Source organism: Massilia luteola, from assembly GCF_034420155.1.
GTDB classification, from domain to species: Bacteria; Pseudomonadota; Gammaproteobacteria; order Burkholderiales; family Burkholderiaceae_D; genus Telluria; species Telluria luteola.
The window spans coordinates 1-17,424 of the sequence record NZ_JAXOFN010000046.1 but is presented as its reverse complement, the minus strand read 5'-3'; the positions used below and the strand labels follow the sequence as shown (position 1 = coordinate 17,424).

At 60.7% G+C, this 17,424-nt stretch carries 10 protein-coding genes and 1 pseudogene; 3 read left to right on the top strand and 8 right to left on the bottom strand.

Annotated features, from left to right (window positions below; genetic code table 11):
- Positions 1-10 precede the first annotated feature (10 nt).
- The 4 genes from U9J41_RS27345 to U9J41_RS27330 form a co-directional block, all read right to left on the bottom strand.
- Positions 11-2,236, bottom strand: coding sequence for a beta-glucosidase family protein (locus tag U9J41_RS27345; protein ID WP_322405323.1), 2,226 nt, complete (start codon positions 2,234-2,236; stop codon positions 11-13).
- Entirely contained in the window at positions 2,233-5,094 is a 2,862-nt protein-coding gene (locus U9J41_RS27340) for a glycosyl hydrolase (RefSeq protein WP_322405322.1), read from the bottom strand. The genes U9J41_RS27345 and U9J41_RS27340 overlap by 4 nt, the downstream gene beginning before the upstream one ends.
- 309 nt (positions 5,095-5,403) lie before the next feature.
- On the bottom strand, positions 5,404-7,749 hold the full coding sequence (locus tag U9J41_RS27335; RefSeq protein WP_322405321.1) for a TonB-dependent receptor: 2,346 nt from the start codon (positions 7,747-7,749) through the stop codon (positions 5,404-5,406).
- A gap of 152 nt (positions 7,750-7,901) precedes the next feature.
- Positions 7,902-8,270, bottom strand: a complete 369-nt coding sequence (locus U9J41_RS27330; protein WP_322405320.1) for a hypothetical protein — start codon at positions 8,268-8,270, stop codon at positions 7,902-7,904.
- Positions 8,271-9,045: 775 nt separating this feature from the next.
- Between U9J41_RS27330 and U9J41_RS27325 the strand changes: the two genes are divergently transcribed.
- The gene (locus U9J41_RS27325; protein WP_322405319.1) at positions 9,046-9,687 is read left to right on the top strand and encodes a TetR/AcrR family transcriptional regulator; all 642 of its coding nucleotides are present in this window, start codon (positions 9,046-9,048) and stop codon (positions 9,685-9,687) included.
- A 34-nt stretch (positions 9,688-9,721) separates the two neighbouring features.
- On the opposite strand, the gene U9J41_RS27320 is transcribed toward U9J41_RS27325, so the two are convergent.
- A complete protein-coding gene (locus U9J41_RS27320) occupies positions 9,722-9,994 on the bottom strand; it encodes a DUF2164 domain-containing protein (protein WP_322405337.1) in 273 nt (90 codons plus the stop codon).
- A 385-nt stretch (positions 9,995-10,379) separates the two neighbouring features.
- Complete coding sequence (locus tag U9J41_RS27315) at positions 10,380-12,101, bottom strand: family 43 glycosylhydrolase (protein WP_322405318.1); 1,722 nt, start codon at positions 12,099-12,101, stop codon at positions 10,380-10,382.
- Between the two features lie 249 nt (positions 12,102-12,350).
- On the opposite strand from U9J41_RS27315, the gene U9J41_RS27310 reads away from it, so the two are divergent.
- Both U9J41_RS27310 and bglX read left to right on the top strand, forming a co-directional pair.
- Positions 12,351-13,442 carry a glucokinase gene (locus U9J41_RS27310; protein WP_322405317.1) on the top strand — a complete coding sequence of 364 codons (1,092 nt, stop codon included), beginning with the start codon at positions 12,351-12,353 and terminating at the stop codon, positions 13,440-13,442.
- Between the two features lie 240 nt (positions 13,443-13,682).
- Positions 13,683-16,154 carry a beta-glucosidase BglX gene (gene bglX / locus U9J41_RS27305; RefSeq protein ID WP_322405315.1) on the top strand — a complete coding sequence of 824 codons (2,472 nt, stop codon included), beginning with the start codon at positions 13,683-13,685 and terminating at the stop codon, positions 16,152-16,154.
- A 57-nt stretch (positions 16,155-16,211) separates the two neighbouring features.
- Here the strand turns inward: bglX and U9J41_RS27300 are convergent, their stop codons facing one another.
- A complete protein-coding gene (locus U9J41_RS27300) occupies positions 16,212-17,201 on the bottom strand; it encodes a flavin reductase (protein WP_322405314.1) in 990 nt (329 codons plus the stop codon).
- 117 nt (positions 17,202-17,318) lie between these two features.
- Positions 17,319-17,424 (bottom strand): annotated as a pseudogene (locus U9J41_RS27295) (IS5-like element ISDge16 family transposase); the annotation flags it as partial.

The following is a 17,424-nucleotide window of genomic DNA, read 5'->3' as shown; positions in this document are numbered from 1 at the left end:
TCGTCAACAGTCAGGGCGACATGGTCAGCGGCTTCAAACCAAGGGTGACTTGCGACAGCGGCGAAGCGGAAGAGCGAGACAACGAGACCTGATAACGTCCTCCCTTGATCACCCATTTGTGCAGTTCCTTGTCCAAATTGGCCAACACCCTAGGTTCCAAGCGTACCTTCACCACTCGAGACTCGCCCGGTTCGAGAGCGACACGGGCCCATCCAGCCAGGCGAGATACCGTTTTTCCTTCCCGGTTCGGCACCGCCACATAGACTTGTGGCGTATCGATGCCAGTCCTGCGGCCCACGTTTTTAACGGAAAACGTCAGGGTCAGCCCATCCTCGCCACCCAACGTCGGCCGTCCATACGTAAACCGCGTGTACGAAAGGCCGAATCCGAAGGGAAACAGCGGCTTGATTTTTTCGCGCTCGAACCAGCGATAGCCAACATCCGAACCTTCGATGTCATAATCCACATCGAAACTTTTCAGTCCGGCGGTCAACCCGTATGTCGTTTCGCCCTTGCTATTGGTCTTTGCCGCAAGTCCGGGAATCGTAGGCCGCGGCAATTGGGCTTCGCTCTTCGGGAACGTCACCGGAAGACGTCCGGATGCGTCGACGTCGCCGGCCAGGACGCCAGCGATCGCTTTTCCGCCTTCCGACCCCGGATACCATGCCTCCAGAATCGCCGGCACACTATCGATCCAGGGCATCAACACGGGTCCGCCCGTTTCCAGAACAACCACCGTCTTCTTATTCGCCGACGCGACTGCCTGAATCAATTCGTTCTGCTTTCCTGGCAGATTCAGGGTTGGCACATCTTCGCTTTCTGCGGTCCACTGATCGGCGAACACGATGGCGAGCTCGGAACCTTTGGCGAGGTCCGTTGCCGCATCAATATCGTCCCCGCTGATATACGTGATTTTCGCTGCCGGGAAACGCTGAACCAAGGCCTTGAGCGGCGACGACGGAAAATATGTGATTCTCGAAAACGCTGCGACGGCGCCGGCCGGCTTGATTTCCAAGGCCGGCCCACCGACCGGGCGCACTTGCGATGACCCGCCACCCGACAGCACACCAATGTCCGCATGCGCTCCAATCACGGCAATGGATTTCACTTGATCGGTGATCGGCAGGATGTCTTTCTCGTTCCTCAGGAGGACCATGCCCGCAGCGGCGGTCCGACCGCTGACGGCCGCATTCGCGCTATAGTCGATCGGCTGGGCCGTGGGCGCCACGGGATGATCCAGCAGCCCTGTCGCCACCACGCTACGTACGATCCGGAAGCTCATGTCGCGAATACGTTGCGCAGGCACCTGGCCGTTCGCCACCGCTTCCTTGAGTAGCGGACCAAAGAAGGGCTTTGGATCCAGGATATAGCCGGATTGGTGATCGAGGCCGGCCAAGGCGGCCGGCGCGCTGCTGTGCACCGCGCCCCAATCGGACTGCACCCAGCCCGGATATTTCCAGTCCCCTTTGAGAACCTGATTTATCAGAAAATCGTTCTCGCAGGCATAAACGCCATTGACCTTGTTATATCCGCACATCACTGCCGCTGGCTTGCCCGTTTCGATCGCAATCTGAAAGGCCAGCAGATCCGATTCGCGCATCGCATCTTCGCTGATCTTCGCGCTCAGCACGTTTCGCCCTGTCTCCTGATTGTTCACGGCAAAATGCTTGATCGTCGAAAGAATATGATTGCTTTGTATCCCGGCGATGGCGTTCCCGACTATTACTCCCGACAGCAGCGGATCTTCACCCGCATATTCGAAGTTCCTTCCATTACGTGGATCGCGTACGAGATTCGCGCCGCCGGCCAGTAATACGTTGAATCCTTTTGCCCGCGCTTCGGAACCGATCATCGCGCCGCCTTGAAAGGCAAGCGCCGGGTCCCAGGTCGACGCGGTCGACAACCCGGAAGGCAATGCGGTCGCGCCGTCATTGGGCCTCATGTTGAGCAGGTTTGCCACGCCGAGGCCGGCATCCGACTCGCGCAGCGAGGGCATGCCGACACGTTCGATTCCCGGCACATAACCCGCGCTGATCAGTGCATCGGCTGGCAAGTCCTTTCGTTGGAATGCAGGAAACAGTCCTCGCAACAGGCTCAGTTGCTCGTCCAGCGTCAGCCGATCGACGATCGACATGGCGCGGGCATCCACGCTCTGAACCGGCGCTTGCGCGTTCGACATGTTCGACACGACGACGGCCACGGCGGCCGAAACCAGTTTTAGCTTACGTTGACTCATGATGCTTTCCGCTTTTGTTTGAGAACAAGTTTTACCGGCCCCAGCAAGCCTGCCGGTTGCGGCTTCAGATTCTTCAATCCCGGCAGCTTGGAATCGATCATTGCGTTGGTCGGGCTATTGAAAACAGTGATCGCGAGAGTGTTGCGCCCCGCCCGAAACAGTGTCGACAGACTGGCGTTGAACGGGGGCGAAATCAGCGTCGCCGCCTTTCGATCATTGACAGAAACTGTCGCCATGTCGTGAACGATGCCAAGCTCGAGGTCGATCTCATGCCCCGCCTGCAGCCAGGCCGGCGGTAGCGTCACGTCCACGCGGTAGGTGCCCTGGCCGGAAAAGTCGCCAAGGTCGGCAATTGCACCCCAGTCGTTCAGCTGGCCCAATGCCACCGTCTTGCTGAACTGCTTACCGCCATGCTTATGCCCTTGCACGTCGAGCGTCCAGCCGTGTCCGCTCAGGTCGATCGTTGCGGCAGCCGTCCAGACCGGTGGGGCCTTGAGAGGCTCGTCGGTAAATGCGACCAGTGCGCCCGCCCCGGCGCCGATGTCGAGCTTGACGACCGTCTCCCCTCGGGCGCGGGCGACGTTCAGGCCTTCGCGAGTGCCGTCGAATGCATTCCACAATTCTGGATACCCTTTTGCCCGCGTGGTAAAACTGAGGCTGATGGGTTGATCTTTGGGGTTGTGAAAAAAGTAGGCCGCGTGGCCGTCGAGGTCTTTCTCGATAAACAGGCAGGGAGCGCTGTTAAATTGCAGGTTCGCGCGAATTCCAGCCTGGCGCAGCGCCAGCGGGAGCGGGCCTTTAACGATGTGCGCGCCGGCGTCGAGGCTCGACTGAACGGCCTGTCGCACGAGCTGGTCCTGCTGCTCCTGTTCGCGATACCCTTCGTCGCGCAGTGGCGGCAAGTCGACGAAAAAGATCGGCAACCCTGCCTTGGCGAGCCGCGCCAGCTGCGCGGCCGTGGCTGCACGCAACCCGGTGCGGGCGGGGAGAACGAGGGCGGCATACTGGCCGCCACCCTCGGTCCGCAGGACCCTGCCGGTCACCCTGCTTTTCAGAATGCTGTCGTCATTGATCCGGTCGTAGTCATATCCGTCGTTGAGCAGGCTTTCAAGCAGTTCATCCGTCGTAGTCGGCTCGATGCCATGGAAATAACCGATCTCGCCGAAATAGACGGCCACCGGGACCACGTTGCGACCACTCTGCAGCAGCCCTTGAATGCGGGCGATATAGCCGTTGAGACTAGCGATCGCATTCCATAAGGGATTCGCCTCATTGATCATGCTGCTGAAACCGGCCAGGAAGGGGCTGGGGGCGAAGGGATACCAGCCAGGCCAGGAATCCTTGTGCAATGCGTAGGGAAAGCCATGCATGACGATGGCATTGACCCCACTGGCAAACAGCAGATTGACCCGTGCAAGCCATTTCGCCGGCGTGATTTCGAACGACTGGCCGGGCCAGCACAAACTCTCGCAACCGACCAGTTTGCGGCCATACAGGTTTGCCGCGGCCCGGGCAAGGCGCATGAAATGGGTATTTCCCCCGCCCTCGAGATCTTCGGTTTCGGGAATGTCCGCGAGGCCGTAGGCGTGCAAGATATCGCTTGGTCCGCCGTGGGCCTGTACACGTGCCGTTAATCCGTGGTGGTGGTTCCACTCGACGAACGGACGCCAAAAATTTTCAATCAGCAATTCCGAAACAGTCAACCGATAATCGGCGCGAATTCGCTCACCGGTGTCGCCGCCATCGAAGTACGGCAAGGAGGCGTGGGCGTTCCATGCTTCCATCCACCCCGGCTGTAGAAGATGCGGCAGGAAAGGCGTCAGGTCATACCCACGCCGCGACATGAACTGCGCCAGCAGGTCTTCACACCAGTATATGTCGGGCATGAGTTCCAGGCTGTCGACGAATGTACCGCGTAACGCTCGTGCGGCGCTCCCGCCCCTGGCCAGCGGCTCGCCGACGCGCCGCGCGTGGGCATCGAAGGCGGCTTTCTTGAAATGGTCCAGCACCAGTTGCGGTCCTTCGCCCACACCTGCCATCACGGAGCTATCGACAACGAATTGCTTGAATACGATGATCTGCCAGTCGCCCTGGCTTGGCGGCGTCCAGTCGAGCACCCCGTCTGGTCCCAGCTTATCGGTCAGGACGATACCGACAGGCTCTTCCAGGCTGCCGGCGGCCTTGACGACCGCGGTGCGATAGTTTTTGTCGTTCGCCAATACAGGAGCAGTTCCTTTGACGGCCACGACCGCGATCAGCTTCTGGCGCGCCAGGATGCGGCCCCGCCAATCCTTCGCCCGTGGATCATTGTTTCTCGAGTCCAGCGACGACATGCTTCCGAACTTGCGCGTGTGATCCGGAATCTTTACACGGATCGCTTGAGCCGACGGGACACGGATGCTCGTCAACGCGGGCGTGAGTTCAAGCAAAGCGAGCTCAGGCGTAATAGCGAAGCCGCCCCCGGAAGGCCAGGCCGAGCCAAACGTACAATCGATTTGCAGGCCATTTTCCTGTGCCGCGTCGGTACAGGTTTTCACGTGAGAAAAGAAGTTCTCGTTGGCGTAGTCGTTGACCCGTGTCCGTTCTTCTTTCGTCAGTTTCGGGATTGCTGGGTTGAACGCCTGGATCTCCGCCCCGCCAAATCCTGTTTGGCTCAGCAGTTGGATTTCGCGGCGCAGCTCGCCATCGCTGACCGCGCCACCAGGCCACCACCACCGGACCCACGGCCTGGCGCCGTTGGGAGGATTGACGAATACACGCCGATAGGTACCCGTATTGTTGGCCGCGCCGGCAGGCATCGCGGCGAGGCCCGCCAGCGACGCCATCGAGGACAGGAAGCCTCTCCGATTGAAACGCATCTCTTCTCCGATATTATTGTGTTCTTCGATTGTCAGCGGCGGTAATGCGATGCCGCGACGATCGATCTCATGCGGCCCAAGCCGCGGTGCAAAAGCGTCATGAAGGTCGCAGCGCTTTCCCGGATAGCCGAGGCATGCTGGACGTTCCTGGCGATTTCCATTACTGGGATTTGTCCGGGGTCCCTCCCTGCCCGGACCGCTGACCGGCCCTCATCGAAAGTACTTCTGCTCTGACAGCGCGTCCGATACGGCCCGGAGCGGCGCTACCGTCGGGCCAGGTTGGACCCGACCGGCGCTTCCCGCCATTTTTTAACTATCAAAGTTGTAACGGAACGTCACACCGACTTTTCGTTGCTCCGGCGTTGCGATCCGCTGATAACCGCCGCCGAAGCCGCCTTGATACGTCACGGCGCCGCCCCGATCGAGCGATCGGTTGAAAACGTTCTGGCTCCACAGGCTCAGTTCCCATTGCTGTCCTGGATCCCTGACGCCAACGTAAAGATCGACAGGCGTAAACGAGGCAATATCCCGGTTCAAGATCTGATTGTGTCCGGGCGAAGCGTAGCGCATCAGACCGCGAACGAAACCTTCCATATTTCCGATATCGCGGGCATATTCCGACTGCAATGTCATCCCAAGCTTTCCCGCTTCGTTGCCATTGCCGTCGGCTAGCGGACGGCTGCTACGGCATAAGGAAATCTGTCTTCCTGGCTGAACAAACGCGGCGGTGTTATCCGGCGTGCCATCGTTATTACTATCATTGCAGTACAGCATCGCATTTTTGTAATGCGCATCGACATAACTGACCGAGAGCTGTGCACGCCACTCAGGCATGATTCGCCAGATTGCGGTCGCCTCGGCGCCGCGTGTGACGACATCGCCATTCGTGTTCAGGTTGATTGCACCGGTGCCCGCGTCCGCCGCGTAGGTCCCGCCCAGGCCAGGTCCCGATGGTTCTCCTTGCGCTGCAGCCGTTCGCACATAAATCCCATTGGCACGTGCGATGTAATCCTTGATATTTTGTTGGAAAACGTCGGCGTTCAACGTCAGCCGGCGATCAAGCAGCGACGACTTGATGCCGAGCTCGATCGAATTCGTTTTTTCCGGTCTGTAAGTGATATATCTCGGATCGAGTCCCGGTGCGGTCACGAATCCGACGGCGCCGCCCGCCCGGTAGCCGCCGGCATAGCTGATGTATGCCATCAGGTCTTTTTTGAAATTGTGCTTATAGCTCGCGGATCCAGTCCAGTGTTTATTATCCAGATTGGCCATGTCTTCCGGCAAAGACGCGGACACATTGCCGAAGACGTCAAGAAATTGCTGCGAATAGGATTGATTTCGTTGAAGGCGAGCACCGAATTCGAGATTATCGCGTTGGCTCAGAGCAAAGCGATGGTCGGTGAAGACGGCGGTATCGCGGCTAAACGTGCCAGGTGCGCTGAAACCTTCGATCGTGACCGTCTGAGGTGCGCCGTATGGGCTCGGATAGAAGTAGGCGAATGGCTGGGTGAATCGCGTCGAACTATTGTTTTTCGCATAATATGCTCCGAACATGTAGTTCCAGAAGCCGTTGTCGGTGGACTCGAAACGTAATTCGTGGGTGAGCTGCTTGCTCGAAATATTGACGACTTGCGTATTGCTGTAGTTGGCGATGACGTTGGTGATATCCTGATCGCGATCGTCGGTTTCTCTGCTTTGCTGGAAACCGCCGATATAGCTCAGCTTGTGCGTACCGAGATTCCAGGTAACGTTCAATGAAGTGAGCTTTGCGCGGTTATGGAACTCGTAATCTCCTTCCGTTACTGACGTACGATCGCCCGCGCCGAGAACCGGACCGACGGCCTGCCCCGCAACCGGCGCACCGACGCTCACCGGGTAGTTGACATTCTTATCCGTGAGTTCCTGGTGTACGAACTGGATCTCGACGCTCTTGAGCGGTTGGTAAAGTACAGAGACGCGGCCGCCGTGAGAGCGATCGCCGTTGTCCCTGCCATTCGAAACGTTGTGCACATCGTTCGAACTATGATCGTAGACGCCCGCCACACGTACGGCGAACTTCCCCTTGATTAACGGCAGGTTGACCGCGGCTTGCGTGTTCCACAAGCTGTGCGTTCCCCATGTCTGGGCAATCATTCCCTCGGTACCATCCAGGTTCGGGAGCTGGGTCGCAACAGTGATGGCACCCGCCGGCGAAGTCTGTCCCCGCAAAGTACCCTGGGGACCCCGGAGTACTTCGACGCGAGCGATATCGAACATGCTGCGGAAGGCGTCGGAAGTGGAAATAGGCGTTTCGTTCCAATACACCTGCACCGTCGGGCTCGCGCCAGTATCGGGATCAAACGACACGCCGCGCAACGAGATGTTCTGCCCCCTGCCATCCGCCGGATCCAGTACCAGGCCCGGGCTCAGCTTTTCAAGGTCCGCAAATTGATTGACATTCATTTTTTGAATCGTGGATGCCGTCACGGCATCGACCGACATCGCGACAGACTGAATGCTTTCTTTACGTTTCGATGCAGTAATGACAACCTCTTGTATTTCTCCGGGTTTTGCTGGAACTTCCTGGGCGTGGATCGGAAATGCAACGGCCAGAGCCGCGGCGCAAAGGGACAATTTGAAACTGGAACCCTGACTGAAACGGCGATACCCATTCATTACGTTAAATCTCCGAAAACTGTAACTGTTTGACTCCGCTGGCATTCAGGAAAAACACCAGTAACGCATCTCGCATGTAACGGCGGCCTTCCACCAGCTCGTCCGCCCGCTCGAACAACAGCCGGTCGCAATTGCCGGCGCCTTCTTTCGAATCAGGGTCGATTATTGGCCGAACCCGGCGCCGGGTTCGCAGGCAGTTGCGCCAGGTCCGCATCGATTTTTGCCAGCAGTTGATCGCTTAAGTCATCCGGCGCATATTGCTGCAATGATCGTAACGACATGCTGCGAGCCAGTTCGATTTGGTCATCCTGCGCCAATGCAGGGACGTGCTTGATCAGGACGGCTTTTGCGGCCGGATTGTCGAGAAGCTCTCCGACTTCGGATTCACTGGAAAGTTTGGCGCCTGCTTTTGCAGTCGTGACAACTCCGCCCTGCCCGGCAGTCGTCGCCTGCGCTAAAGACTGTCCTGAAATCAGGCATCCCAACGTCATGATGATCGCGCTGAATTGAATGGGTTGCATTTACGTCTCCGTTGTTAATTATTGTGACCGATCAGCTTTGCTCGCGCGGCATCGCGGTCTTTGGTAAATATGGTCTCCTGTTTGGCGTCGACGCCCCAGAGACACGGCATTTACGAAAATAAAAATAATTTTTTATTTATTGAATTTCCTGAAACGGCTGCGGCACTTCTTGATCCTGGCGTCGGTATCAGTCGGCATATTGCGAGCGCTACACGACAAAACCGAAAAATCGGCCTTGACCAGTGTTGCAGCCCTCAGGCGTGGATGAATCGTTTTTCAACATATGTACCAAAACATCGCTACCAAAGAGACTCCGGTCGCCTGCAAACATCTGAACTGACGTCGACCGCAACATCCGCGAAGATGACAAGGAACACCCGGCGATCGCTTTATTGAACGTATTAGTTCATTTTACGTCGCTACAGCTGACTGCTGTCAATAAGCTCTGTTGTATTTTTGCCTTGAGCATCGCAAAACCATCTACTAATCACAGGAATGAAACGCTGCGACCGCATCACCGTAGAAATAATGGCAATACGGCAACCCCTGAGCAGATGAAAACCGTATTTTCATGCCGGGATGAAGGACGTGAACCTGAGCCGCCATCGACTTTCGGCGGAAAAATCCTGATAAAATGAACGAGAACGTTCAACTTAGCGTCCGCACGAGAGGACGCCGACGTCTCAAGAGGCGCCGATAAGCCGCCGCTTCGCATCGTATTGACGCACGTGGCGACATCAACAACGACTCCCTGTCGGATAAAATATCGGGATTTATGGATCAGCAAACAGTCCGGGGGGCTACCAGACGAGGACGCCCATCAATCGCGCGTGCCAACGCACTGGACAGCGACATCCTGAAAGCAGCCAGTGAAATGTTCCTGCGAGATGGCTTCGATGCGGTGTCGATGGAAGCGATCGCTGGAGCAGTACCTTTGTCCAAAACGACGCTGTATGCCCGCTTTCCGTCCAAGCAGGTTCTGCTCGAAGCTGTGATCAAAGACCAGATACAGCAGTGGTCGGCCGACACGTCGAACAAGATCCCCCCTCTTCCCGAGGACATCGGCATTCGACTTCGCGTGCACATGCGCGCGATGGCAGTCGCGATGCGCTCGCCCGCGGTCCAGGGATTCATGAAGCTTGGATTCGTTCTTGCCGACCGTCTCCCGACACTGGCCCGGCTCATGCACGAGCAAGGGCACATGTATAACGTGGCATCGATACGCGCCGAGATTGAAGCCGCTGCCGCACGCGACAAGATTCCCGTGCGGGACGCCGAGGCGGTAGCTCGACACTTGGTCAACTCAGTCGCGGGATGGAATATTCAGGAGGCAGGTCGCGGCCCGAGCGAGGAAGAAGCATTGGCGGCCGCCGACGACGTCGTCATGCTGTTCATGGCGGCCCGCTGGGCCTGGTGATCCCTTCGTGCGATGGCGTGTCGAGGCCAGCGAATCAACGAACTTTGCGCGACCGCCCCTGCTTTCGCCAGTACTGAAATTCGTCTTCGTGAATCTCGATGTCGACTTCCATGACCTGCGCTTGCAGGCGTTCCTGGACGTCGCGTACCGCCTGGTTATAGATCAGCGGACCGATTTCTTCAATGACGTAGTCGAGCAGCGATCCAGCGGCCAAATTGCCCAGCCTGTCGTCCAGGTACTCGTCCGCATATCGCTGGAGCGAAGCGATTGCTTCGTCCCGCCGATCCTTTGAAATCACGATGGCCATTCGCGCAGTCTCCACGATAAATTCGCTCGGTTGTCCGGTCGTCCAGCACGACTCGATCCGGCAGAGGTCGTCGCGCATTCTCGACGCGCAGGATAACTAAACCAATAAGTATAATTATGAGCCGGCGCCCGGCACACGTCAAGCAATACTGAACCTGCGAGTTTAGAAAAAGGCGGATCCCGGCCATGCTGCGAACACGATCCAACCCGCCAAGGACCGGCATCTCCAACAGTCCGGACGAGACGATGATCGGCCTGAAAAAGCCTGCCCTGACGACCCTCATACCTCAACTTGCCGATTTGCCGCGTGCGGTCGGGCCGGTGCCGAACCTCGGCGCACCACGCCGGCGATCTGGCCGGACACGGGCATGCCGGAGCGCGCCGTGTCACGGAATGATGACGCTCGCCTTCCCCTTCGTCACCCCGCGTTCGTTGACGGCATCGACTGCCACGTAATACTTCTGCCCGACGTTCAGGCTGCCCACATTCGCGGCGTGCGCGCCGTCGTAGACCTGGAAATTCTGGTTCATCAGATCCGGCCGCACACCCAACCGAACGACATAGAAATCGGCCTTGCCGGCGGGCTTCCACGAGATCGTCGCGCGGCGCGCATCGCCGCGCTGCCGCGTTGCGCTCACGGCCGTCACCATGTCCGGTCGCGCGCCGTCGCCGTGCCCGAACACGCGCAAGTCGTAGAGGGAGAACTTGCCGTTGTCCGGCATGTGGACGTTCCGGACACGGAGATAACGGGCACGTTCGGGCTTCGTGAGCACCCGGTAATCGTGCGGCGCATCACGGCCGCCCGTCGACTGGTCGATAAAGGTTCGCCACGTAGCCCCGTCGTCCGACCCTTCCACGACGTACCGATAGACGTCATGGCTGATGCCCCGGCCCGCGCTATCCTGGTCAGCGAAATTGAGCTGGACGGCTTCGATGGTTTTCATGGCGCCCAGGTCCATCTTCAGCCACTCCGTCGCATCGCCGGATCCGGCCGACCACCACGTGCGGATATCTTCGTCGGCCGCGTTCTCCGCGGGGTAACCGGGCAGCGTCGACGAGACGGTGACGGGCTTGTGGCGCGACAGGAGCATCCAGCCGGTCAGCTCGCGCTTGCCGTCGATGTAGCGCGGATAATCGCCCAGGTAAGTGTCCACGGTGAGTTCGCCCCGCTCCGAAAAAGCGGCAGGAAACAGGCCCAGGCGTCGCTCGAACTTGAAGCGCTTCGAGATCGTCATCGTCCCGATATGCCACCATTGTCCGTCGGTTCCCTGGAACGTACTGCTGTGTCCTACGCCGGCGGCAAAGCCGGTCGGCTTGAACGAGAACGGGCTGTAGGGTTCGTACTTGAAAGGCCCCAACGGGCTCGTCGAGGTCAGGACGCCGTCCGCGTAGGTCTTGTATTCCGTGCCCGGGGCGGCGTATTGCAGGTAGTAGGTGCCCTTGTATTTCGTCATCCATGCGCCTTCGACGAAACTCGGCGCGCTCTCGATCTCGTTGTTGTCGCCAACGACTTCCCAACCGCGCGCCGCCTTGTCGCGGGAGGCGGGAACGTCGGCTTTCCGCACGGGCTGGAACGTCGTCCGATCGAGTTCATAGACACGGAGCGTGTCGGTGCCGCTCAAACCCTCGTACATGTAGAGCCGGCCATCGTCGTCGAGAAAGAGGCAGGGGTCGTTATAACCCGGCCTGATGTCGGCGACTTTCGTCCAGGTCCCGGTCAGCGGGTCGTCGGTGACCCAGATATCCGGGGTGTTCTCGCTCGCGGTCATGAACAACTTGCCGTCCATGACGACGGCAGTGGGCGCGTAGCGGTTGACGGGAAAACCGGTCGGTTCCACGAACTCCCAGTGCCGCAGGTCGTAGGACCACCAATACCCTTTGGAATGGGAAGCGAACAGCCAAAAGCGGTCCTTGAACCGCACGACGGTCGGATCCGCCGCCTCCCTCAAGGAACGAAACTGATATCGATACGGCAGGTCGACGGGATTGGCGTACGTGGCGAACCGATCGGCAGCGAAGGCCCGGGGACACGCTCCGATATCGAGAACGGAAGCCAGTCCGACTGCGACGATGACGGTGAAGCGAAAAGCTGCTTTGGTGCGAAACATATTTACTTCCTAATCGGTGGGAATTTGTTCTGGGCGCGCGGATCGACATCCTGATGACGACGAGGCCCCCTGTGCCGCTTCGACCAACCCGCCGCCGCCGTGGATCCTCCACTTGCGGACGGTCGGGGAGATGTCATCGGGTTCCTTGGAGGAAGTATGACGCGTTACCAGCGACAGGGGACCGTCTGAACGGACGATGCGACCGCACCCGATAACGCGCAACCTGCTCACCGTCCAGTCGTCGGTGGATTGCCCGAAACGAGCCAACCGATGCGATCAAACACAACGCCATCGGAAGCCATGACAAGCAGGTCCATCTCATCCACACAATCCCTGGCAGCGCCTCGTCACGACAGTCCTCGCCTCCTGGCCGACATCGGCGGCACCAACGCCCGCTTCTCGCTGGAAACCGGTCCCGGACGTACCGAGCATATCGAAGTATTGCCCTGCGCCGGCAACCGCTCGCTGGCCGATGCACTCACGGCCTATCTATCCCTGCCGCACGTTGCGTCGGCGGGGGCGGTGCGCCATGCGGCGATCGCCATCGCCACCCCGGTCGTGGGCGACATCGTACGCATGACCAATCACCATTGGGAATTCTCGATCGCCGAACTGGGCCGCAGGATGGGCTTCGACACATTTGTCGTCGTCAATGACTTCTCTGCACTCGCAATGGCGCTGCCGTATCTCGGGGATGAGGGCAAACGGCGGATCGGCGGCGGCGAGCCGATACCGGACGCGCCGCTCGGCCTCATCGGCGCCGGCACCGGCCTTGGCGTGTCCGGCCTGATCCCCGGCTATGGTATCGATGGTGGGCCGGCGCGCTGGGCTGCGCTGCGCGGCGAAGGCGGCCACGCCACGTTCGCCCCGGTCGACGAGACGGAAGTCGACATTCTCCGATTCGCGCGGCGCCAGTTCGCGCACGTGTCGGCCGAACGCCTGTTGTCCGGTGCGGGTATCGAACTCATCCACCGTGCGCTGTCCCAGCGCTACGGTCGCGCGGTCGAACCGCTCGCCGCGGCACAGATCACGCAGCGTGGCTTGTCCGGCGCATGTGCCGTCTGCGATGAAGCCCTGGACGTCTTTTGCGGCGTGATGGGCGCCGTGGCAGGCAACCTGGCGTTGACACTAGGCGCCCAGGGCGGCATCTACATCGGCGGCGGCATCGTCCCCCGCCTGGGCGAACGGTTCGACCGGTCCCGCTTCCGCGCACGATTCGAAGGCAAGGGCCGCCTCGCCGCCTACCTGGCGCAGATCCCGTGTTACGTCATCACGGCCGCATACCCGGCATTCGGAGGTGTCGCCGCGATTCTTGCCCGACAAATCGATGCAAGATCCTGATTCCAGGGCGCGTTCGGCGCGCGCGGGACGGAAGACACTGTCCTGGAATGCGACAGGCTGCCTCGTGGCGGCGATCGATATGGTCCCGCTGCGCGGCCGGCTCGAGCGGACGCCCGGACTTCGCTCGCTCCCGTTGCCGGTAACCGCGGGGTTCACAGGCTCTGCCGTGCTTTGCGGTCCGTCGCCATCACGAGGGACGACGATGGCCGGTCGCGTGGCCGGCGTCGTAACGGCGGCGCCATGATCCCGACCGCACGGACGATCATCGCCACGCGACTGCCGCGCAGCCGGCAACCGATCGGCGGCTGGCATTGCACGACGCGCCGGGCCGTGGCTCGACCGGCCGGTAACGCGTGCCATTCTCACCTTGAAGACTTCACCATCATGATGAACCTCGCGAAAAACAACTTTGCACACCCGCATCGACACCCGTTCCTGCGGCATGTCGCGTGCGCTATCGCGGCATACGGCCTCGCCACAGCCGGCGCGGCGCCGGCAGCGCCCGTCCTCTTTTCGGACGTGACGCTCGCGAGAACCGATGCGTTGCTGGGCAAGATGAGCAGCGCCGAAAAGCTGGGCCAGTTGAATCAACTGTTCGAGTTCCGGCGCTCGTCGAAGCTCGACCGCCAAGTACAAGAAGGGAAACTGGGAGCTGTGCTATTCGTGACAGATCCGGCGGAAATCAACCGGCTGCAGCATCTTGCCGTCGAGGGATCGCGCTGGGGCATCCCCCTGCTGTTCGGCAGCGACGTGGTTCATGGCTACCGGACGATCTTTCCCGTGCCGATCGCCATGGCCGCGTCGTGGGATCCGGCGCTCGTCGAACAAGCGTGCGCGATCGCCGCGGCCGAGGCACGTGCGGGCGGCGTTCAATGGACCTTCGCACCGATGGTCGACATCGCACGCGACCCGCGCTGGGGGCGTATCGTCGAAGGCGCCGGCGAGGATCCCTATCTCAACGCGGTACTGGCGGCGGCGCAGGTGCGTGGTATTCAGGGACCACGCCTGGGCACGCCCGACCGGCTCCTCGCGACGGCCAAGCACTTCGCGGGCTATGGCGCCAGCGAAGGCGGCCGCGATCATGATGCCGTGAACCTGTCGGAAAGCCAGCTTCAAAACGTTTACCTGCCGCCGTTTCGCGCCGCGGTCCAGGCGGGAGTGGGTTCGCTCATGAGCGCGTACATGGACTTGAACGACGTGCCGGCGACGGCAAACCGCTGGCTGTTGCGTGACGTACTGCGCGGCCAATGGGGCTTCGGCGGCTTCGTCGTCAGCGACAACAACGCGGTGAACGATCTCGTCCCGCACGGCTATGCGCGCGACAACCGGGACGCCGCGGTCCGTGCGTTCCAGGCGGGGGTCAACATGGAAATGGCCAGCTATACGAGTGCGTACACGCACCTGAGCGGGGCGCTCGATACGCGAACCATCAGCGCAGCGGAGGTCGATGCGGCGGTGCGCCCCATCCTGGCGACGAAGATCCAGCTCGGCCTGTTCGAGCACCCGTACATCGACGAAGCGAAAGCCCGCGACGTTGCCGGACACAAGGCGGAGAACGAGACTGCGGCGCGCATCGCGGCGGAACGCGCGGCGGTACTGTTACGGAACGAAGGCAATCTGCTGCCGCTGTCCCCGTCGGCGTACCGGCGCATCGCGCTCATCGGTCCGTTGGCGGACTCGCGCCAGGACACGCTCGGGCCATGGGTTTTTGCGCACGACCCGAACGATACGGTGACGGTGGCGCAAGGGCTGCGCGCCAGGCTCGGCGCCGGCGCGCGTCTCGACGTTGCTCCCGGCGTGCAGATCAGAAGAACGACACCGTCTCCGTTCGAATCGATATTCAAGGAAAAGACGCCGCCGGCCTGGAGCCCGCAGCGCGCCGCCGAAGAATTTGACAAGGCGATGGCGCTGGCAAGCGATGCCGATCTCGTGATCCTCGTCCTGGGCGAGAAACAAGACATGATCGGCGAGTCCGCATCGCGTTCGTCGCTCTCCCTGCCGGGCGACCAGCAGCGGCTCATGGAGCGTGTGGCCAACCTCGGGAAGCCGATCGTGCTGCTGTTGATGAACGGGCGCCCCCTCGACATCGGCTGGGCCAATGCCCATGTTCCGGCGATCCTGGAACTGTGGTACCCGGGTGTGCAGGGCGGCTCCGCCGCGGCGAACCTGCTGTTCGGCGATGCCAGTCCCGGCGGCAAGTTGCCATTCACCTGGCCACGCAACGTCGGCCAGGTTCCGCTCTACTACGACCACAACCTGACCCAGGATCCGTCCGAACAGGCGCGTCGCTACTGGAACGAGCCCAGCAGCCCACTGTTCCCGTTTGGCTATGGTCTGAGCTATTCGACATTCAAGCTGACGGACCTGCGGCTGGACAAATCGACGATGCGCGTCGGCGATTCGCTCGAGGCGACGGTCGAGGTCGAAAACACCGGTCAAGTGCCAGCCGATCAGGTAATCCAGTTGTACCTGCACCAGCGCTACGGCAGCGCATCGCGGCCCGCGCGCGCGCTGAAGGGTTTCGAACGCATCGGCCTGCGCCCAGGGGAGAAAAAGACCGTGCGGTTCACGATCGGCCCCGATGCGTTGCGCTACTGGAGCAGCGCCGGTCATGGCTGGGTCAACGAAGCCAGCACATTCGATGTATGGATCGGGACGGACTCGACGGCAAGGCTGGGAACCACGTTCACCCAGACGCCCCTCAATCCTTGAGGCGTGCCGGGCATGGCATGTCAACCATGCCTGGCACGCCCCGCGAGCGGGTATCCGCTACAACCAGGCCACGGGCCCGCCGTCGATCTTGCCTGCAAACCGGCTAAGCAGCGCGCGCAACGCCACTGCCTCCGGCAGGCCCAGCAGGTCTTCCATATCCGACTGCACGTGCTGCCCCGCTTGCCTGAACCGCTCGAAGATTTCCGTTCCCGCGGGCGTAAGAAAGAATGTCGTGTCGGAGACCACGCTATTCGCCGCCTCGCGCGACACGATCAGCCCGCTCGCCTCCAAATCGTCCATTGCGTCGAGGCCGGTAGGGTGGGCACTGTAGGCCAGCAGGGTTTCGATTTCCTGGCGGGTGCGCCCTCCCCGCTCACCCAACGCGGTCAACACGAACATCTCGATATTGTCGAAACCAAGGCGCCCACCGACATCGCGCATCTTGCCGTAGAGGTAAAAGAAGGCGGATCCAAGCAGGTAAGCGAGCGATGTCGCGGTCGTCGACTGCTGACCTGGCGTGTGGCCTCCGATGTCGATCGCCACGGCCTCGGCGCCATCGTGCCGAATCAGCGGTGGCACACCGTGGCGCGCGAAGCCGACCACGCGGCCGACGACGATCAAGCTGTTTTCGCATACGAACGACGTGACGTGCCGGCACGACAGGCTGGCCGCGCAGCCCTCGAGAACGGGAACGCCGTCCACGGCCGTTTTCACGCGTGCATCGCCCATGCCGTCGCCCTGCCCCGACGCCGATTGCGTGGCCAGGTCCGCCTGATTGTAGCCAAGCACGTGCGCAGCCCATCGGGTGGCGTACCTCAGCGCGCTCGCGCCCGGTGCGTTCAGGTCGGACGTCCAGGCGACGAGCGCCGATGCCGGCGACAGCACGGCGAAACTCCGAACCAGCACGCCGATCCGTCCTTCGTCCTGTTCGCAGGTGGCCAGCACGACGCCGGCCGGGAAGCAGGCCAGCGGATCCCGCAGGTCCGAAGGTACGCCAGCCGCCAGTGGCAGCCCGTCTTCCCGTCCGCCCGCCTCATATTTGTTCATAGATGTCCTCGTCGAACCCGTTCACGGCACGGCGGATGCGCCGCGCCTGTGACAGCATTATGAAGACGAGGGCATTGATGTCATCGTTAGAGCGGACTAGGGCGTGTCTGACTGATCTCAGAGGAGCCATAAAATAATTGTCGCGACAAGCACGGCCGTAGAGAAGTTATGGCCGCGTTTGTCGTATCGCGTTGCGACGGCGCGGAAGTCTTTTAATCGGTTG